The following is a 17,643-nucleotide window of genomic DNA, read 5'->3' on the forward strand; positions in this document are numbered from 1 at the left end:
GTCGCATGGCGGAAAGGCTCTGACGGCGGTTATCCCGGATAACCATCGCCACATTCGCATGCTCACCAGACGCCTCGCAAGACATGGATATAGTTGAAGCCTTTTCGAGTCCGACTCTTAGCCGATTTTTCTCGTCACAAAAAAACTCATCGCAGCTTTTTCGTCACCATTTGGCATTGACGTGAACGGCGCTCGAAATTCCTTCCGTGCTAGTCCGTCCGCACGGATGTACTGGAGTTCCGCAAGGATTTCGAAGCCGCTCTCCTGCATCAGATTGATGTGATGGCTACGCCACTTCCGATTTATCAGGTAGGGTCGTCGTCCACGCATCATCGTCCACGTGGGCGCGCTCAAAACCCAGTGCCCATTCCAGTCGCTTGACAGACCGTGAGATTGGAAGTCGATCAGGTGTGTCGCAAACCCTCCTGGCTTCAGCCACCGGGCAATGGCGATATAGGTATCAACGAGGTTGTCCACGTGCTCCATGACTGAATGCGTCATCAGCCAGTCAGCCACACCCGCCTGCAGTACGTTGAAATCGGTCCATGGTGCGACGAACTTTAATCGTTCGCTGCCATTCACGAGGTCCGCCTTCAGCGCGTCGATTGCCTCCGCACTGAGGCGCTGTTGCACGATCCCATCTATTTGATCCCAGGCGAAGTTTGTCGGTGACGGCGGAAAAAAGATGTCGCCCGATACGGTGTTATCCCAAAATGCGGCCCGCTCGCCGAAGAGTTCAATCAAACCGTTCAGGACTTCAAGATCGTGCTCGATGCTCCGGTGGTCTTGCAAATCCAGCCCGATGTACGTGTCGACGCCCGCAAGCAGTGCGGCAATTCCAACGCCAAGCGAACTTCCGGGGCCGACCTCGACCAATACTTCAGGTCTTTTGCCGTTCAGCCAAGGTGCTAGGTGACCGTAGTGGCGAAAGAAAAGGTCATAACAGTGGCGCGCAGAAGCAGTGCCCCCTTCTACGTGCGTATTTCGCAGTTGCGGAAGGACAAAGGAACCCAGTCCCTTGGCTAGGGAGCGAAGTGCAATATGGGTCATGGCGCCACCTTTTTCATCGAAACTCCAGCACGGCAATGTCCGGCGTGCTCTACCCAGCAGAATTCGCGTGCAACATCTTCAGAGACCAAAGAAAAGCCAAGCAATATGGTTCGGCCATGGACTCGTTAGTTAAGATTGTACGCGGCTCATAGTGATTGATATTTTCACCAACCTAAAGTCATTCATTGGGCGTACAGCAATAATCACTATGACCATGGCTGGATTGCTGAAGCGCATGAGAGGCTGCCTCAAAAAGAATTGAGTGATTTCAGCGAGTTGTGATTCCTTCGGATTTGCGAGATTCGATGGAGTTCTTCCTCCCGCTAGCGATCTATGCAACATGAGTAATAGAGAGGGCATTGGGTAAGTGGGCGGATGTATCTCGTTCTCCTGGTCTATATCGGAATTTCAAAAGCGCCACATGGATGCCCGCCCGATCTGGGTGGCGAGCAGCAGCCTTGCGGCTCACCACGCCTCAACGCCGACGTTTGTGTCTAAGAGAAGCCTTGTCGTGAACGACGCCGGTCGCCATTGTGGGATCGAATCGATAGGGAAGGCGGCTGAAGCATGTGGCGAACGATCGGATATGTTCTCGGAGTGCTTATGATCATCTTCGGACTGATCTGGATCGGCCAGGGAAGTGGCTATTTTCCCTATCCGTCGTCCAGCTTCATGATCAGGCAAACGATCTGGATCCTTTGGGGAGCCATCCTGGCGGGACTGGGAGTCGTGGTCATGATCATCGTCTCGCGACTGCGGCGGAGAGTGTGAACCGCCGCCGCTGCCTGACAGCAATGGCCGCCGGCGGTCTGATGAATTGGGGGAGAATGGCATGGGTGCAGCTGAGATAGACGGATTTGCAGATCGGATCAGGGGCAGCCGGGGTGGCATGATCTCCGCCTGGGTCGGCATTCCCGACGCCATGCTCGTCAACCACTTGGCGCAGGAGGCCTTCGATGCCGTCGTGCTGGATATGCAGCACGGCATGTGGGACATGCCGTCGGCGGCCAATGGCATCGCGCAGGTGCGCCTGGCCGGCAAGCCAGCCCTGGCGCGCATCCCGGTCGGCGATTTCGCTTCCGCCTCGCGCCTGCTCGATGCCGGCGCCTCCGGCATCATCGCGCCGATGATCAATTCGGCCGACGATGCGAGAGCCCTGGTCCGGACGACGAAATATCCCCCTGTCGGCGAGCGCAGCTGGGGGCCGTCATTGGCGCTGAACCATACCGGCCTGTCGGGCGATGATTATCTGAAGAACGCCAATGCGCTCACCGTCGCCATCGCCATGATCGAGACCCGCGCCGCGCTCGATGCGATCGACGGCATTCTCGGTGTGACCGGGATCGACGGCATTTTTATCGGACCTTCCGATCTGTCGATCGCGCTGTCGAACGGTGATCAGGTGGCGCCGAACGCCGCCGAAATCGACAGCGCCATGCAGCATGCCGTCGCGCGCTGCCGCGCCCACGGCAAATTCGCCTGCGCCTTTGCCGCCGACGGAGAGCGGGCCGGCGAACTGCTGAAATTCGGCTTCGATCTGGTCATCGCCGGCGCCGAGACGACGCAGCTGCGCTCCGGCGCCCGCCGCGCCATCAATGCCGCCCGGAGGATCGCTTCGGCCAGTTGAGCCAGGCGACGCCGCCTCATTGGTTGAGGAGCTTGGGTCAGCGGGTCGGTTTCTTCGCCAGCCAGATCACATGACGGGCGCCGCCGCGTTTGCCGTTGGCGCGGGTGTTGACGGCTTCGACGGAAAAACCGCTGTCCCTCAGGCGGCGGGTAAAATCGGCATCGGGACCGGACGACCAGACGGCGAGCACGCCGTCGGGGCGGAGCGCGTCGCGGGCGGCGCGCAGGCCGGCGAAATCATAGAGCCGATCGTTGGATTTGCGGGTCAGCCCATCCGGGCCATTGTCGACATCGAGCAGGATGGCGTCATAGGCGCCCTTGCCGGCACGGATCGCTTCGCCGACATCGCCCTGATGGATGGCGACGCGCGGATCGTCGAGACAGCCCTTGAAGACCTCGGCCATCGGCCCGCGCGCCCAGGTAACGACGGCCGGCACCAGTTCGGCGACGGTGACGCCTGCATCCTCGGGAAGGATGGCGAGAGCGGCGCGCAGGGTAAACCCCATGCCGAGCCCGCCGATCAGCATCCTCGGCTTCGGATGCGCCTTGATCCGCTCCCAGGAAAGGGTGGCAAGCGCCTCTTCCGAGCCGCTGAGGCGGCTGTTCATCAGCTCGTTGGCGCCGAGCATGATCGAGAATTCACTGCCGCGCTGCTTCAGCCTGAGTTCGCCGCATTCGCCGGGAATGGTCGCGGAATCGAGCTGAATCCAGGGCAGCATGACGGTTTCGCCTCACTTGAAAGAACCGTCCCCTAGCATAGGGTGATGAGCGGGGCCAGTCAGCAGGCTTCGGGGACCGTTCGAAAGCGGGGCGGTGGTTAGAGGCGGTCCGTTCAGCTTCCGATGTGAAGAGCAGAAAATTGCGCTTGGACGGCTGTCGGCGCTGAGGTTCCTGACACGTCCTTTGTTGGACGAGGCGACGCCTCTCAGATTGCAACGACACTTTTGGAGATTGGAAACATGGCGCTCAAGCGGATGGACAATGTAGGCATCGTCGTCGAAGACCTCGCAGTGGCGATTGATTTCTTTGGCGAACTCGGCCTCGAGCTCGAAGGACGGGCCATGATCGAAGGAGAATGGGCCGGACGTATCACTGGGCTGGGCGATCAGCGTGTGGAGATCGCCATGATGCGCACACCTGATGGCCACAGCCGGCTCGAGCTCTCCCGCTTCCTCATGCCTGATGTCGTCGCAGACCACCGCAACGCTGCGGTCAACGCGCTCGGCTATCTCCGCGTCATGTTCACCGTTGACGACATCGACGACACGCTTGAAAGGCTTCGCGCGCGTGGTGCGCAGCTCGTCGGCGAAGTCGTCCAGTATGGAGATACATATCGGCTCTGCTACATAAGAGGGCCCGAAGGGCTTCTCCTCGGACTCGCCCAGGAACTCAGCTGAGGCGCCTCAGACCATCCGTATGAAATGCTGCGGCTCCACTTCGACGATCTCGTCCTGCGGCGCGGCGGAACGGCGGCGGATATCGTCGACTTCATCCGGCCTGAGACGTGCCTTCGGGTCTTCGAAGCGGATGTCGGGATCGGGCACGGCGGAGAGCAGCAGCCTTGTGTAGGGATGCAGCGGATTATCGATCACCCTTGCGGTGCTGCCCCATTCGATGATCTGGCCGGCATACATCACGGCGATGTCCTCGGCGACATAGCGGGCGGTGGCGATGTCATGGGTGATATAAAGCAGGCCGAGATTCATCTCCTGCTTCATCTCGTTCAGCAGATTCAATACGCCGAGGCGCACCGAGACGTCGAGCATGGAGGTCGGCTCGTCCGCGACGATCACCTCCGGCTGGACTGCAAGCGCGCGGGCGATGTTGACGCGCTGGCGTTGGCCGCCGGAGAGTTCATGCGGATATTTCAGCGCGACGAGATCGGGATCGAGCCTGACGCGCGTCAGCAGTTCGCGAACCGCGACGTCGATCTCGCTTCCTCTAATCTCCGGGCGATGCAGCTTCAGCGGCCGCCGGAGATGATAGGCGATGGTATGGGCGGGGTTCAGCGAGGCGAAGGGGTCCTGGAAGATCATCTGCACCGAGCGGCGGTAGCGGCCGATCTCGGCGGAATTCGCCGCCTCGACCGGCCGGCCCTTATAGAGGATCCGCCCCGATGTCGGCAGATATTCGCGCATCGCCATGCGGGCGCAGGTCGTCTTGCCGCTGCCGGATTCGCCGACGAGCGCCAGCGCCCGGCCGGCATGCAGCGAAAAGGAAATGGCGCGCGCCGCATGCACGGCCGCCGAACCATGGCCGAAACTCTTGGTGACGGCGTCGAGCGCGAGGATGGCGTCGCTCATAGCAGCACTCCTCCGTGAAGCGAGGGGAAGGAGGCCCAGAGCCTTTTCGTATAGTCGTGCTCCGGCGTCCGGTAGATCGCCTCGGCCGCTTTCTGCTCCACCAGCCTGCCTGACAGCATGATGCCGATGCGATCGCAGAATTGCACCATCAGGCCGAGATCATGGGTGATGAACAGTACGGAGAAACCGAAGCGGCGGCGCAACTCATTGATGCGCTGCAGGATTTCGCGCTGGACGACGACGTCGAGCGCCGTCGTCGGCTCGTCCATGACGACGAGCTTCGGATCGAGCGCCATGCAGATGGCGATGACGATGCGCTGGCGCATGCCGCCGGAAAACTGGTGCGGATAGTCGCGCATGCGATCCGGCGCGATGTCGACGAGCCTCAGCATTTCGGCGGTGCGCTCGCGTGCCGCCGCACGGCTCATGCCCTTGTGGGTGCGCAGCATGTCGTAGAATTGTGTCTCGATGCGCAGCACCGGGTTCAGCGAGTTCATGGCGCTCTGGAAGACCATGGCGACCTCGCGCCAGCGGAAGGCGGCAAGCGCCTGCTGGTCGAGATCGAGCACGTCGCGGCCGTCGAGCAGGATGCGGCTTTCCTTGCGGATCAGCGCCGGCGGCTTGTGCAGGCGGCTGATGGCGAAGGCGATGGTGCTCTTGCCGCAGCCGGATTCGCCGGCGAGCCCGAAGACCTCGCCGGGTGCGACGTCGAAATTGACGTCGTCGACGGCGCGGAAATCCTTCTCCTCGCCGATATAGTCGATGGTGAGGTTCCTCACCGACAGCAGCGGCTGCGTCACAGGCGGCCCTCCCCGGAACGGACGAGCAGCGACCAGCGCTTCAGGTGATTGCCGGTGCGCAGCCGCGGATTGGCGATCTCGTCGACGGCGAAATTCAGAAGCGACATGCCGATGCCGAGGAAGGCGAGTGCGAAGCAGGGGGTGAGGATATCCCACCAGGCGCCGACCGAAAGGGCCGATGCCTTCTGCGCATTGTAGAGCATGGTGCCCCAGGAGATCGCGCGGGGATCGCCGAGACCGAGAAACTCAAGCGTCGCCTCGGTGATGATCGCGAAGATGACGCTGCCGATGAAATTGATGCCGACGATCGATATCACGTTGGGAAAGATCTCGAATGTCATGATGCGCCATTGCGGCTCGCCCATCATCTCGGCGGATTTGACGAAATCCTTGTGTTTGACGGAAAGCGTCTCTGCGCGGGTGACGCGGGCGCCCCAGGCCCAGGAGGTGGCCCCAAGGATCAGCGCGATGACGACGGGGCTTGCCTGACCGATGAAGGCGGCGAGCACGAGCAGCAGCGGCAGATTGGGAACGACCAGCACCATATTGGTGAAGAAGCTGATGACCTCGTCGGTCTTGCCGCCGCGATAGCCGGAGATAATGCCGAGCGCGGTGCCGACGAGGGTGATCAGCAGGCCGGCGCCGAAGCCGACGGCAAGCGAGGTGCGGGCGCCATAGATCAGCCGGGCAAAGACATCTTGGCCGAGGCGGGTGGTGCCGAGAATATGGTCGAGCGACGGCGGCTGGTGCGGCCGGCCGGTGCGGGCGGCGGGATCGTATTGCGTCAGCGGCGGTGCGGCGATCGCGACGATGATGATGGCGGCGATGATGGCGAGGCCGGTGAGCGCCTTGCGGTTTCGAAGCAGGGTTTTCATGTCATGCTCCCTTCAGCCGCGGGTCGAGCAGGATATAACTGACGTCGACGATGAAATTGGCGATCAGCATCGTCGCGGTCATGATGAGGAGCTGGCCCTGGATGACGGGGTAATCGCGGGCGAGGATCGCCTGGTAGAGAATATTGCCGAGGCCGGGATAGTTATAGACGACCTCGGTCACCAGCGAGCCGCCGAGAATGGTGCCGATGGCGATGGCAAGGCTGGAGACGGTCGGCAGCAGGGCGTTGCGCGCCGCATACCAGAGCATCACATGCCGGTCGGAGAGGCCCTTGGCGCGGGCCATGACGATATAGTCCTCCCCGAGCAGGTTGATCATGTTGTTGCGCATGGTGACGGTGAAGCCGCCGATCAGCACGGTGCAGAGTGTGCCCATCGGCAGGATGCCGTGATAGGCGACGCTGCCGAGGTATTGCAGGGTGAAAGCCGGATCGAGCGAGGGATCGGCGGCATAACCGTTCGGGAACCAGCCGAGCGTGAAGCCGAAGATGAAGAGCACGATCAGCGAGGTGACAACCGCTGGCACCGAGGTCGCGAAGATCGCGCCGACGGAAACGAAAACGTCGAACCTGCTGCCGCGGCGCCAGGCGGCGGCGATGCCGAGGAGGGTGCCAAGGGCAAAGCTGACGATCGTCGCCGTTCCCATCAGCGCGACGGTCCAGATAAGGGCATGACCGAGCACCGTGGTGACCGGCAGCGGGAAATATTTGATCGAGCGGCCGAGATCGCCGGTGAAAATGCTGCCGAGATAGGTGAGGTACTGCTGCCAGAGCGGCCCATCGACGAAGCCGAAGGTGAGCTTCAGCGCCTGCAGGCTTTCCGGCGGCAGCTCGGTGCCGGCGCTCGAGAACATGATCTGCACGGGATCGCCCGGCATCAGGCGCGGCAGGAAGAAATTGATCGTCGCTGCGGCGATGAAGGCTGCCATGTAGAAGACGAGGCGGCGAAGCAGAAAAGCCATGAGAACTCCGTCGTGACGGGAGCGGCGCTTCTGGATGAGCGTGATGTCATCCGAAAACCGCTTACACTTTTCGGCATCATGTTCTGACGCCGCTCCCGGGAGGTGTCTTACTTGACCGGCTCGAGCGCGAGCAGGTTCAGGAGGCGTGCCGGATTGGTCCGCGAGATCGACGGATTGACGAAGGGATTTTCCTTGGTCGACCAGCCGGTGAAGCGCTTGGTGTTGTACTGATACCAGTTCGGATTGTTGAACACCGGAATCATCGGCATGTTTTCGGCGACGATGCGCTGCGCCTTGTTCATCGCCTCCTTCTGCTTGGCAAGATCTGCCGTCTGGGTGAACTCGGTGACGAGCTTCTCGACCTCGGGATTGAACCAGCGCTGCGCGGTGAAGCGGGTCTTGCCCTTGTCCGAAGCGCTGAAGGCGCGCTTGTAGGGATAATAGGGCGAGGCCGAGGCCGGCAGGCTGTTGATCGCCGCATCGAAGCTGCCGTTGATCAGGTTGCCGGTCCAGACGGCTTCTTCAGGCGTCTCGATCTTGGCGTCGATGCCGACCGCCTGCATGCCTTCGACGGCGAGATTGACGGTGTCGATCCAGTCGGTCCAGGCGCTCGGGACGATGATCGAGAAAGAGATCTTGCTGCCGTCGGGATTGTCGCGGAAACCATCGCCGTCCTTGTCCTTGTAGCCAGCCTCGTCGAGCAGGGCCTTGGCGGCGTCGGCGTCATAGGTTGCGAACTTGCCGAAGTCTGATTTGACGGATGGGTCCGCCCAGCTCTTGTAAAGCTCGCCCATCAGGCCGGGGTCTTCGTTGAGCGTCGGATAGCCGTAGCCGGCGACGTCGATCATCGTCTTGCGGTCGAGCGCCATCGAGACGGCTCGGCGGAATTTCAGATCGTTGAAGGCCTTTTTGTTGTTCTCGTTCGCGGTGTCCAGGTTGAACAGGAAGGCGACCATACTGCTCGGCGAATACCAATAGTGGAAATGCGCCGGATCCTTGGAAACATAGACATTGTCGATATCGGGAATGAAGGAGACGCCCCAGTCGAGCGTGCCGTCGGCCGTCGCCGTCAGCATTTGGTTGTTGTCGGCAAGCTGCGGGAAGCGCATGCAATCGACCTTCAGATGCGCGTTATCCCAATAGTTCGGGTTGCGGCACTGGTCGTAGGTCTGGCCGGTGAAGCGCGGCACCTCGGTCAGCGGGCCGCTGCCGACCGGGTTCTCGTTGGCGAAAGTGACCGGATCGGCGACGTCCTTCCAGACATGTTCGGGAACGATCGGCAGCTGCGAGATCTGCTCGGCAGCGAGCGAGCTCGGATTGGCGAGCGTGAAGCGCACCGTCTGGCCGTCGACGGCTTTGACATCGGTGATGAAGCTCCAGATGCTGACGAAATCGAGCGCCGGGAATTTCTTCAGGTAGTCATAGGTGAACTTGACGTCGGCTGCCGTCAGCGGCTTACCATCAGACCATTTCAGGTTCGGGCGCAGCTTGAAATCGATGCTCTTCAGATCGTCGGAGAGCTTGAAGCTTTCGGCCAGGCGATAGACCGGCTTGTTGCTGTCGAAGCGGTTGAAAATAACCAGCGGCTCATAGATGAAATCGAGCGTCGACTGGCGCGACGAGGTCTGGTTGAACGGGTTGAAGTTGCGCACCCAGGTCGTCGCCGGTTCGATATTCGCCGTCAGGACCGTTTGCGCCATGGCGGAGCCCGAAAGCAGCGTCAGTGCTGCGGCGGCAAGAAGATATCTTTTCATGTCTTATTCCCCTTTTTTATGCAGTGAGAGATGACGCGCCGGTCAGGAGACCAGCGCGCTTGCAAACATGTCTTCGACTTCAGCATGGGCGGCGCGGACATCGATCTTGAGATTGCCGAGGCGGGCCTTGGCGGCGGCGATCCGCTTGAGAGCGGCGTCCGTCAGCGGCCGGGCGGCCTTGGCGGCGGCTTCGCTTTCGGCAATGTCGCCATGGCTGTGGAGGGCGATGTCGAAGCCGGCGTCGAGTATCTGTTTGACGCGTTCCGGCAGGGTGCCGGAGAGCGATTCCATGAAGATGCAGTCGGAAATCAGCACGCCGTCGTAACCCAAATCCTTGCGGATGACGTCGTGCATGACTGGCGAGACGGAGGCGGGCAGCTCCTTGTCGTAGGCGGCGTAGACGACATGGGCGACCATGGCCCAGGGCGTATCCTTCAGCGCCACGAAGGGCTTGAAATCGGTGGCAGCGAGCGTCTCGCGGCTGGCATCGACCACCGGGCGCTCCTTGTGGGAATCCAGCGTCGCGCGGCCGTGGCCGGGAATGTGCTTCATCACAGGCATATTGCCGGTCTCGAGCAGGCCGTCGATCACCTCGCGGCCGAGGGCGGCGATGACATCAGGATCGGGGCCGAAAGAGCGGGCGCCGATGACCGCGCTCGTCGTCTCGAAGACGAGGTCGAGAACGGGCGAGCAGCCGCTGGAAAGGCCGAGTTCCGTCATCATCGCCCCCATGGCCTGGGAGGAAAGGCGCAATGCTTTTTTGCCGAGCGCGAAATCCCGGCGCGCAAGTTCGGCGAACTGGCCGAAGCTGCGGAAGAGTGGCCATGGGCCGGCATCGAGATGCTGCACGCGACCGCCTTCCTGGTCGGTGAAAACAGGCGCATCGTCGCGGCCGACGGCTTCGCGAAAGCGTTCGATCAGCCGCTTCGTCTGCTCCGGCTCGCGCTGATTGCGCCGGCCGACGAAGAGGCCGAGCGGATTGGTCTCGCGAAACAGGGCGAATTCTTCATCCGAAAGGACCGGATTGGGAAGGCCGACGAAAAGGGCGAGCGGGGTCGAGGACAATTCTGGTGCTCCGGGATCAGGTGGTCATTTCGGCATGCGTCTCAGCATGCCTTCGTAGATGCCCTTGTCGGGGGCGGGGATGGTGATGGCGCCTGCGGTCTTCGCGTAAAAATCGACCGGGCCGGCATCGCCGATGAAGGCATAGGCATGGCCAAGCGTCTTCATCGTCTGAAGGCAGGCTGAAAACAGGGCGAGCCCGATACCCTTGCCGCGCGCCTCAGGATCGACGCCGGTCGGGCCGAAGAAGCCGCGCGCCGTCGTGTCGTAGCAGGCAAAGCCGAGCAGCTTGCCGCCGTCGACGGCGATCAGGCAGGCAACCGGCTGGCGGGAGAAGGCGACGGAGACTTCGCTTGCCCAGTTCTCGCTGAACTGCTGGCGAACCCAGTCGACGACGAGGTGCAGTTCCGGGGGGAGGGCCGGTCGGATGGAGACACCGACATGATCGGCTTTCCGATTCAGATCGGCAAGCTTTGTGGAGTATAGACTCACAAGCAGGTCTGGCACCGGTCATTCCTCCTCATATTCCGTTATTGCGGAATATATCCCCTTTTAATGTCATAGACTTGGCTATCTGGCTGAGCTTGTCAACTGCGTTTTTCAAATGGCGCGATGCTGCTCGCCATGATGCTCCCGCTCAAAAGCAAGATGGCTGCCGAACGCAAAAACGGCCCGGGGAGCCCGAGCCGTTTCGATTGAAGGGGTGCGTCGATGATGGATGTTTATCCCGCCACTTTCCAAAGCGCATGAAAATGCTGCACCGGGCCGTGGCCGGAGCCGACGGTGAGGCTTCCGGCGGCGGCGACCGCGCCGGCGAGGTAATCCTTGGCGATAGCGACAGCCTCGGGCACCGAGGCGCCCTTGGCAAGCTCGGCCGCCAGCGCGCTCGACAATGTGCAGCCGGTGCCGTGGGTGTTCTTGGTCGGCACCCGCCGGGCTTCGAACCAGTGCAGGCCGTCGGCCGTGGCAAGCACGTCGGGGCTGTCGTCGCTGTCGAGATGACCGCCCTTGACCAGCACCGAGGCCGGGCCGAGCGCGCGCAGCCGTTCGGCCTGCGCCGCCATCTCCTCCCGGTTTGTCGCGACCGGCTCGTGCAGCAGGGCGGCAGCCTCCGGCAGGTTCGGGGTCAGCAGTGTCGCGAGCGGCAGCAGCCGGCGGGTCAGCACATCGACGGCTTCGGGCGCCAGCAGGGGGCACCGCCCTTGGCGATCATCACGGGATCGATGACGATGGGGATGCCGCGCTGATCGGCGAGCGCTCCAGCAACGGCCTCGGCGATGCCGGCATTGGCGATCATGCCGATCTTGACGGCATCGACACGCACATCGGCAAAGACGGCGTTGATCTGATCGGCAACGAATGCAGGTGGCACCAGATGCACGCCGCTGACGCCTTGCGTGTTCTGCGCCGTCAACGCGGTCAGCACCGCCATGCCGTAGACGCCGCGGGCGGAAAAGGCCTTGAGATCGGCCTGAATGCCGGCGCCGCCTGAGGGGTCGGAGCCGGCGATGGAGAGGACGTTGCGGATCATGCACGGGCCTTTCGAATTTCTGCGGCGATGCGGCGCGTGGCTGCTTCCGGGTCCGGCGTGCCGCAGATGGCGGAGACAACGGCAAGCCCGCTGGCGCCCGCGGCAAAGACTTTCGCCGCATGCTCCGCCTTGAGCCCGCCGATGGCGACCGACGGCACCGGCGAGGCTTTCACCAGCCTTGCCAGGCCGTCAAAACCGATCGGCTGCTTGTGGTCGGCCTTGGTCGAGGTCGCAAACACCGGCCCGACGCCGGTATAATCGACCAGGCTGCGATCGACGCCAGCGGCAAGCGCTGCGGTCTCGACCGAGAGGCCGAGGATCATGTCGGGGCCGATCATCGCCCGCGCTCTCACCGCATCCATATCCTCCTGGCCGATATGCAACCCGTCCGCTCCGATGGCGATGGCCGCCTCGACATCGTCGTTGACGATGAGGCGGGCGCCGGTGCCATCGAGCGCCTGTTTAAAGGCGCGGCCGGTCTCGATCATCGCGGTCGTGCCGGCATGTTTGTCGCGCAACTGCACCATCGTCGCGCCGCCGGCAACTGCAAGCCGCGCCGTTTCGACCATGCCGATCCCGGCGCAGAGGTCAGGATCGAGGACGAGATAGAGCGAAAGATCGAAGGTCTTCATGCCGCCGATATCCTTGCCCTGGCATCGAGCGTTTCGGCGTCGAGCGCGTGCAGCGCATCGAGAAAGCGCCAGGCGAAGGAGCCGGGACCGGCCGCACCGAGTGCTGCCTCCTCGCCGGCGATGGCGAAGGTTGCAAGGGCTGCGACCGTCGCCCCGAACAGATCTTTGGGCACCGTGGCGGCAAAGGCGCCGACCAGGCAGGTGAGCGAGCAGCCGAGCGCGGTGACCTGCGGCATCAACGCCGATCCGCCGGTGATGCGCACCGCCTGCTCGCCATCGGTGACGAAATCGACAGCACCGGTAACGGCGACGATCGCCTGCTGCCGCTCGGCAAGCCAGCGCGCCGAGCCTTCGGCCTGCTCGACCGGATCGCGGCTGTCGACGCCCTGGCCGCGGCTCTCGCCGCCGGCAAGCGCGATGATCTCGGAAGCGTTGCCGCGGATGATCGTCGGCTTGAGCGCCAGCAGACCGGCAACCGCATCGCGGCGGAAGGCCGTGGCATAATGGGCGACCGGATCGAGCACCCAGGGTTTGCCGGCCGCGGTTGCGGCCTTCGCGGCCGCCTGCATGCCGTCGATCCATTGCGTCGACAGCGTGCCGATATTGACGGTCAGCGCACTGGCGATGCCGGCGAATTCGCCGGCTTCTTCAGCCGCATGCACCATGGCGGGCGAGGCGCCGGCGGCCAGGAGAACATTGGCGGCGATGTTCATCGCCACGTAATTGGTGATGCACTGAACGAGCGGCGGCTTTTCGCGCATCGCCGTCAGCATGGCTCCTGGTGTGGTCCTGGTCTGCATGTGGCCCCTTTCAGGCGGGGGCGGGCACGGGGCAATTCGTGCGGGCTAAGCCGCGACCCCGAGCGACTCCCTCCGCCGGCATTATCCGGTTCAGGTTCGAAGGGTGCTTCTCAGCCCGTCTGTCGACGGGCGCCCCTGTCTCTCATCGCGCTCTTTTTCGCAGAGAACGGGGCGGATGTCATCTCGAAAATGACAGTCCTGCGACGGCGCAGCGAGAGACGGGAGGTCGCCGCCGATTCGGGTCTTAATCGGGTTTTCGCGAATGCTGGGCCGCGAATTCCGTCCTGGGCTGTGTCGGCCGTTGCGGTTTCGCCATGCGGTTGTCCCCTCATCCGCAGATAAACAACAGTAGCAACCCGGGGGTGTAAGGAATTTCCGAAATACATCTCTGTATTTGTGGGCGGCATCGGGAATGATGCAGGCGCCTCGGAGCGTCTTTTCTTCAAAATGAGTGCAGCTCATCTTCCGCAGGATTCTCCGGATGTCCGGCGGTGCGGAATTATTCATCCTATCCGTCTATGCGCATGATTTTCAATGACAACGAGCAGGTGGCCAGCTTCGCGTAAGTTGCGCGTCGTCTCATGGGTCTCGCCAATCGGTTTCATTCGAATTTTGGAATCTGTTGTGATTTCGTTGCGCGTAGGTTCTCGGGCAAACTGAACGTAATCTCCCAGAACGCGAAATAAATACCTAACGCAAACTTTACCGTGCTGACACGTTAAGGTTGACCGAATTGCGGATCGTAGCGATATGACTTTCCACGAGAATAAAATCTTCCTGAAGTTGCACTTTAAATGAAGACATTTTTGAAAAGCGGCATGAAGCGGGGTCTCCGGACGAGTGCCCCCATTCTGATATCGATCGCCTGTGCGACCCCATCCTTTTCGCAATCTCCCGGCACCCAAGAGCCGGAGCAGGTGCAAGCGCCGACCCAATCGGCGCCGGCGCTAAAATCTCAGAAATTCGACGACTGGTATTATCGCTGCACCGGTGCGGCAGGCGCTGAGGCTTGCGAAGTCGCACAGGTGGCACAAGTCACCAAGGACGGTAAACCCGTCAATATCTTGACGCTGGCGATATCGGCGCCGCCTGCCGCGCCTTCCGACAAGGACAAGGGCAAGCCACGGCTGATGCTGACCGCCCTTCTGCCGCTCAACGTTTTCCTGCCCTCGGGCCTGTCGATCAAGGCCGACGGCAAGCCCGTCGCCAAGCTCGACTATCGCAACTGCAACCAGACCGGATGCTGGGCGCAGCTGGCGCTGGATACGAAAATGACCGCGGCTTTGAAGAAGGGCGCCGCCGCCGAAGGGCTGGTGCGGCTGATGAACGGCCAGGACGTCAATATCCGTTTCTCGCTGAAGGGGCTGAAGCCGGCCCTCGATGAACTTCAGTCCGTCGCCGCGAAGTAGCCGAATTTCACCCATGACCACAGAAATTCGATACTTTCTGGTTACTGGCGCTGCTCTCGCAGTGGCGATCGCCCCCGCTTATGCGCAAACGCCTGCCGATGATTTCAACCGCCGCCAGGAGGAGCAGTCGCAGACGCAGCGGCTGGATGCCCTGCGCCGCGCAACACCCGGCGGCGGCGCGGATGCGGAAAACGGCGCTTTGCCCGCCGGCCCCGGCAAGGGTGCCTGTTTCGACATCACGCGGGTCGTGATCGACGGGGCGACCCTGCTGTCGGCCCAGGAAATCGGCAAGGGACGGCGCCTTATGGCAACCGCTGCGTTGGCCTTGCCGAGATCAATGCGGTGCTCAGGGACGTCACGCATCTCTATATCGATCATGGCTATGTAACCTCGCGGGCGTATGTGCCGCAGCAGGATATCCGCAAGACCAGGATTCTCCGCCTGCTGGTCGTCGAAGGCACCCTCTCAGACATCTATCTCAATGGCCAGAAAGTGGCCGGCAACGGCACGTTGGCGACCGCCTTTCCCGGCCTGATCGGCCGCGTCGTCAATATCCGCGATATCGAGCAGGGGCTCGACCAGATGAACCGGCTGCAGGCCAACGACGCCAAGTCGGCGATGCTGCCTGGCCCGAAGGATGGAACCTCGATCCTCAACATCGAAAACCGGCCAGGCCGACCCTGGCATGTCTCCGTCGCCAACAACAATATGGGGCAGGAGAGCACCGGCTTTTCCCGCAGCTCGGCATCGCTCGGCTATGATGGCCTGCTTGGCATCAATGACCAGTGGAATTTCTCCTACGAGCACAGCGGTCCGGACTATTCGTGGGAGAATGACGGAAATGGCTATGGCAACAGTTATTCCGGCAGCGTCAGCGTCCCCTACGGTTACTCCACCCTCTCGCTGAGCGGTTCCTGGTATCAATATGAAAGTGCCGTCGAAGGAAACTTCAGCACGCTCGAAACCTCCGGCAATTCGGGGCAGGCGGGCCTCGGCATCGATCGCGTTGTCGCTCGCGACAAGGATTCGATCACCACGGTCCGCAGCGGCCTGACCTACAAGCAGACCAACAACTTCCTGCTCGGCAACCTGATCGAGGTCGGCAGCCGCCGCTATACGGTCGGTGATATCGGTATTTCCCATTCCCGCCGCATGTTCGGCGGCATCTGGATGTTCGACGCCAGCTTTGACAAGGGGCTCGGTCTCTTCGATGCGGTTAACCCGGGGGATCCGGGTGTCGGCAATGCCGATCCGCGGTTTTCGAAATTCAACGCCACCATCAGCGTGACACAGCCATTCCAGACCGCCGGCAGGCAGTTCGAATTCACCTCGCTGCTCGGCGCTCAATATTCCCCCGACAATCTGCTCGGCGCCGAACAGATCTCGCTCGGCGGCTACAGCAATGTCCGCGGCACGCGCGAAAGCGTGCTCTTCGGCAATAATGGCATGTTCAGCCACAACGAGATCGTCTGGCGAACGCAATCCAACCAGGGCGGCGGCGCGGCTGCGAAGGCATTCGGCGAACTGCGTCCCTATCTCGGTTTCGATTACGGCCACGTCTACGCGCAAAAACGCTTCGACATATCAGGCGGCGACCTCGCCAGCTGGACGGCCGGCATCCGGGCCGTCGGCGGCAATATCAGTGCCGACCTCGGCTATTCCGACATTGTTGCAAGCAGCCTCGACGATGTCGACGGCGGGCTCTTTTATTTCAGCGCATCCGCGCATTGGTAACGAAAGCAGGACCATGACCACCCGCAGTATTTCGACGAACAAGCACGCCAACACCCTTTCAAGATCGACGGCGCTGATCCTTGCTCTTTCCATGTCGCTTGCCGGCTGTGCCGGGCGGGAGGCACGCCCGGTCGCTTCGACCAACCCGTCCGACAGCGCCTTCGATTGCGCCGGCATCGCGCGGGAGTTCGAGGCCAACGAGCGGCAGATCTCCTCGACGGTGAAGGAGCGCACCGATGCGCAGGGCAAGAATATCGTGCTCGGGGCGACCGGTGTGCTGCTGTTTCTGCCGGCGCTGTTTTTCATGGATCCGAAATCGCCTGAGAAAGTCGAGATCGATGCATTGCGCAACAGGAACAATGTCTTGACCAGCATCGCCAAATCGAAGGGATGCCCGGCGCCGAAGTCCCAGCTGACCGAGCTCTACAAGCATCTCGACAGCAAACCAAAGCCGGCATCGTCCTCAGACAGCCGAAACTGAATTTGGCGGGCACGCAAATCTTATAAATGAAGTCCGGAGTTTCCTATGCGTTTCGTGCGTTTTCTAACCCTTCTCCTGCTGGCGGCGACGTTGGCATCCTGCGTCACCACCAGGACAGATCCCCGGCTGATTGCCGCCCTCCAGCGCACGTCCGTGCGCGAGATCCGGATCGAGCTGGCTCCTGACGTCAAGACATTCGGTTTCGGCGACAAGCCGGACCAGCAGGTCCAGGAGGCGATTCGCACCCTCCAGGCCACGATGTCGAAGGAACTGATCGGCGTGCCGGGCGGCCCTAACAAGGGCAGGCTGGTCGTGACGCTGCATGTGTTCGACGTTACCACCAAGCAGGCCCGCATTATCGGCGGCCATGACAGCATGATCGACGGAACCGTTCGGCTGGAGGATGCCAAGACCGGCCAATTGATCGCCCAGGCGCAAAACATCCATGGCGAAGACCTCTCCATGCGCGGAAGCGGTTACGGCGTAATCATCGCCGTCGCGGTCAATGCGGCGACAACGTCCGGAGCGCCTGATGTCATGGCACAGCGCCTGTCCAAGTCCTTCACGCGCAATGTGAAGACCTGGCTCACCCAGAAATAACGAGACG

At 61.9% G+C, this 17,643-nt stretch carries 17 protein-coding genes, 2 pseudogenes and 1 riboswitch; of the genes and pseudogenes, 7 read left to right on the forward strand and 12 right to left on the reverse strand.

All coding sequences use genetic code 11. The features are described from left to right. Positions 1-117: 117 nt before the first annotated feature. The gene (locus ACS4RS_RS23425; RefSeq protein ID WP_449314036.1) at positions 118-1,050 is read right to left on the reverse strand and encodes a hypothetical protein; all 933 of its coding nucleotides are present in this window, start codon (positions 1,048-1,050) and stop codon (positions 118-120) included. 567 nt (positions 1,051-1,617) lie between these two features. Here ACS4RS_RS23425 and ACS4RS_RS23430 point away from each other — a divergent pair. After that, positions 1,618-1,821, forward strand: a complete 204-nt coding sequence (locus ACS4RS_RS23430) for a hypothetical protein (protein WP_125848475.1) — start codon at positions 1,618-1,620, stop codon at positions 1,819-1,821. A 61-nt stretch (positions 1,822-1,882) separates the two neighbouring features. Then, positions 1,883-2,677 (forward strand): aldolase/citrate lyase family protein, encoded by a 795-nt coding sequence (locus ACS4RS_RS23435; RefSeq protein ID WP_439013653.1) that lies wholly within the window; start codon positions 1,883-1,885, stop codon positions 2,675-2,677. Between the two features lie 37 nt (positions 2,678-2,714). Here ACS4RS_RS23435 and ACS4RS_RS23440 read toward each other — a convergent pair whose 3' ends face one another. After that, on the reverse strand, positions 2,715-3,395 hold the full coding sequence (locus ACS4RS_RS23440; RefSeq protein ID WP_439013654.1) for a spermine/spermidine synthase domain-containing protein: 681 nt from the start codon (positions 3,393-3,395) through the stop codon (positions 2,715-2,717). Between the two features lie 240 nt (positions 3,396-3,635). Here ACS4RS_RS23440 and ACS4RS_RS23445 point away from each other — a divergent pair, with 240 nt between their 5' ends. Next, complete coding sequence (locus ACS4RS_RS23445; protein ID WP_439013655.1) at positions 3,636-4,073, forward strand: VOC family protein; 438 nt, start codon at positions 3,636-3,638, stop codon at positions 4,071-4,073. 6 nt (positions 4,074-4,079) lie between these two features. Here the strand turns inward: ACS4RS_RS23445 and ACS4RS_RS23450 are convergent, their stop codons facing one another. The 10 genes and pseudogenes from ACS4RS_RS23450 to thiM form a co-directional block, all read right to left on the reverse strand. Then, positions 4,080-4,979, reverse strand: a complete 900-nt coding sequence (locus ACS4RS_RS23450; RefSeq protein WP_439013656.1) for an ATP-binding cassette domain-containing protein — start codon at positions 4,977-4,979, stop codon at positions 4,080-4,082. After that, on the reverse strand, positions 4,976-5,779 hold the full coding sequence (locus ACS4RS_RS23455) for an ATP-binding cassette domain-containing protein (RefSeq protein WP_439013657.1): 804 nt from the start codon (positions 5,777-5,779) through the stop codon (positions 4,976-4,978). Before ACS4RS_RS23455 ends, ACS4RS_RS23450 begins: the two co-directional genes overlap by 4 nt. Next, the gene (locus ACS4RS_RS23460; RefSeq protein ID WP_439013658.1) at positions 5,776-6,654 is read right to left on the reverse strand and encodes an ABC transporter permease subunit; all 879 of its coding nucleotides are present in this window, start codon (positions 6,652-6,654) and stop codon (positions 5,776-5,778) included. The genes ACS4RS_RS23455 and ACS4RS_RS23460 overlap by 4 nt, the downstream gene beginning before the upstream one ends. A gap of 1 nt (position 6,655) precedes the next feature. Beyond that, on the reverse strand, positions 6,656-7,633 hold the full coding sequence (locus ACS4RS_RS23465; RefSeq protein WP_439013659.1) for an ABC transporter permease subunit: 978 nt from the start codon (positions 7,631-7,633) through the stop codon (positions 6,656-6,658). A 107-nt stretch (positions 7,634-7,740) separates the two neighbouring features. Further along, the gene (locus ACS4RS_RS23470; protein ID WP_439013660.1) at positions 7,741-9,387 is read right to left on the reverse strand and encodes an ABC transporter substrate-binding protein; all 1,647 of its coding nucleotides are present in this window, start codon (positions 9,385-9,387) and stop codon (positions 7,741-7,743) included. Positions 9,388-9,429: 42 nt separating this feature from the next. After that, positions 9,430-10,452 (reverse strand): glycoside hydrolase family 3 N-terminal domain-containing protein, encoded by a 1,023-nt coding sequence (locus ACS4RS_RS23475; protein WP_449314037.1) that lies wholly within the window; start codon positions 10,450-10,452, stop codon positions 9,430-9,432. A 24-nt stretch (positions 10,453-10,476) separates the two neighbouring features. Next, positions 10,477-10,956, reverse strand: coding sequence for a GNAT family N-acetyltransferase (locus ACS4RS_RS23480; RefSeq protein ID WP_449314038.1), 480 nt, complete (start codon positions 10,954-10,956; stop codon positions 10,477-10,479). A 215-nt stretch (positions 10,957-11,171) separates the two neighbouring features. Beyond that, positions 11,172-11,980: pseudogene (gene thiD, locus ACS4RS_RS23485) on the reverse strand (bifunctional hydroxymethylpyrimidine kinase/phosphomethylpyrimidine kinase). Further along, a complete protein-coding gene (gene thiE, locus ACS4RS_RS23490) occupies positions 11,977-12,612 on the reverse strand; it encodes a thiamine phosphate synthase (protein ID WP_439013661.1) in 636 nt (211 codons plus the stop codon). Before thiE ends, thiD begins: the two are co-directional and overlap by 4 nt. After that, complete coding sequence (gene thiM / locus ACS4RS_RS23495; protein ID WP_439013662.1) at positions 12,609-13,412, reverse strand: hydroxyethylthiazole kinase; 804 nt, start codon at positions 13,410-13,412, stop codon at positions 12,609-12,611. Before thiM ends, thiE begins: the two co-directional genes overlap by 4 nt. Before the next feature lie 50 nt (positions 13,413-13,462). Beyond that, a riboswitch (TPP riboswitch) is annotated at positions 13,463-13,559 on the reverse strand. 647 nt (positions 13,560-14,206) lie between these two features. Between thiM and ACS4RS_RS23500 the strand changes: the two genes are divergently transcribed. The 4 genes and pseudogenes from ACS4RS_RS23500 (at position 14,207) to ACS4RS_RS23515 (ending at position 17,636) form a co-directional block, all read left to right on the forward strand. Beyond that, positions 14,207-14,821: an invasion associated locus B family protein gene (locus ACS4RS_RS23500; RefSeq protein WP_439013663.1), complete on the forward strand. Its 615-nt coding sequence runs from the start codon at positions 14,207-14,209 to the stop codon at positions 14,819-14,821. Positions 14,822-14,834: 13 nt separating this feature from the next. Further along, a pseudogene (locus tag ACS4RS_RS23505) lies at positions 14,835-16,555 on the forward strand (ShlB/FhaC/HecB family hemolysin secretion/activation protein). Positions 16,556-16,568: 13 nt separating this feature from the next. Then, positions 16,569-17,036: a hypothetical protein gene (locus tag ACS4RS_RS23510; protein ID WP_012555145.1), complete on the forward strand. Its 468-nt coding sequence runs from the start codon at positions 16,569-16,571 to the stop codon at positions 17,034-17,036. Positions 17,037-17,081: 45 nt separating this feature from the next. Beyond that, entirely contained in the window at positions 17,082-17,636 is a 555-nt protein-coding gene (locus ACS4RS_RS23515) for a hypothetical protein (protein WP_439013665.1), read from the forward strand. The last annotated feature ends 7 nt before the right edge of the window (positions 17,637-17,643 follow it).

It is taken from the genome of Rhizobium sp. F40D2, assembly GCF_051810745.2.
Lineage (GTDB): Bacteria > Pseudomonadota > Alphaproteobacteria > Rhizobiales > Rhizobiaceae > Rhizobium.

What these genes read in the sequence shown, in the direction of transcription:
- ACS4RS_RS23425 (WP_449314036.1), bottom strand. Translation starts at nt 1,050, where the DNA reads ATGACCCATATTGCACTTCGCTCCCTAGCCAAGGGACTGGGTTCCTTT.
- ACS4RS_RS23430 (WP_125848475.1), top strand. Translation starts at nt 1,618, where the DNA reads ATGTGGCGAACGATCGGATATGTTCTCGGAGTGCTTATGATCATCTTC.
- ACS4RS_RS23435 (WP_439013653.1), top strand. Translation starts at nt 1,883, where the DNA reads ATGGGTGCAGCTGAGATAGACGGATTTGCAGATCGGATCAGGGGCAGC.
- ACS4RS_RS23440 (WP_439013654.1), bottom strand. Translation starts at nt 3,395, where the DNA reads ATGCTGCCCTGGATTCAGCTCGATTCCGCGACCATTCCCGGCGAATGC.
- ACS4RS_RS23445 (WP_439013655.1), top strand. Translation starts at nt 3,636, where the DNA reads ATGGCGCTCAAGCGGATGGACAATGTAGGCATCGTCGTCGAAGACCTC.
- ACS4RS_RS23450 (WP_439013656.1), bottom strand. Translation starts at nt 4,979, where the DNA reads ATGAGCGACGCCATCCTCGCGCTCGACGCCGTCACCAAGAGTTTCGGC.
- ACS4RS_RS23460 (WP_439013658.1), bottom strand. Translation starts at nt 6,654, where the DNA reads ATGAAAACCCTGCTTCGAAACCGCAAGGCGCTCACCGGCCTCGCCATC.
- ACS4RS_RS23465 (WP_439013659.1), bottom strand. Translation starts at nt 7,633, where the DNA reads ATGGCTTTTCTGCTTCGCCGCCTCGTCTTCTACATGGCAGCCTTCATC.
- ACS4RS_RS23470 (WP_439013660.1), bottom strand. Translation starts at nt 9,387, where the DNA reads ATGAAAAGATATCTTCTTGCCGCCGCAGCACTGACGCTGCTTTCGGGC.
- thiE (WP_439013661.1), bottom strand. Translation starts at nt 12,612, where the DNA reads ATGAAGACCTTCGATCTTTCGCTCTATCTCGTCCTCGATCCTGACCTC.
- thiM (WP_439013662.1), bottom strand. Translation starts at nt 13,412, where the DNA reads ATGCAGACCAGGACCACACCAGGAGCCATGCTGACGGCGATGCGCGAA.
- ACS4RS_RS23500 (WP_439013663.1), top strand. Translation starts at nt 14,207, where the DNA reads ATGAAGACATTTTTGAAAAGCGGCATGAAGCGGGGTCTCCGGACGAGT.
- ACS4RS_RS23510 (WP_012555145.1), top strand. Translation starts at nt 16,569, where the DNA reads ATGACCACCCGCAGTATTTCGACGAACAAGCACGCCAACACCCTTTCA.
- ACS4RS_RS23515 (WP_439013665.1), top strand. Translation starts at nt 17,082, where the DNA reads ATGCGTTTCGTGCGTTTTCTAACCCTTCTCCTGCTGGCGGCGACGTTG.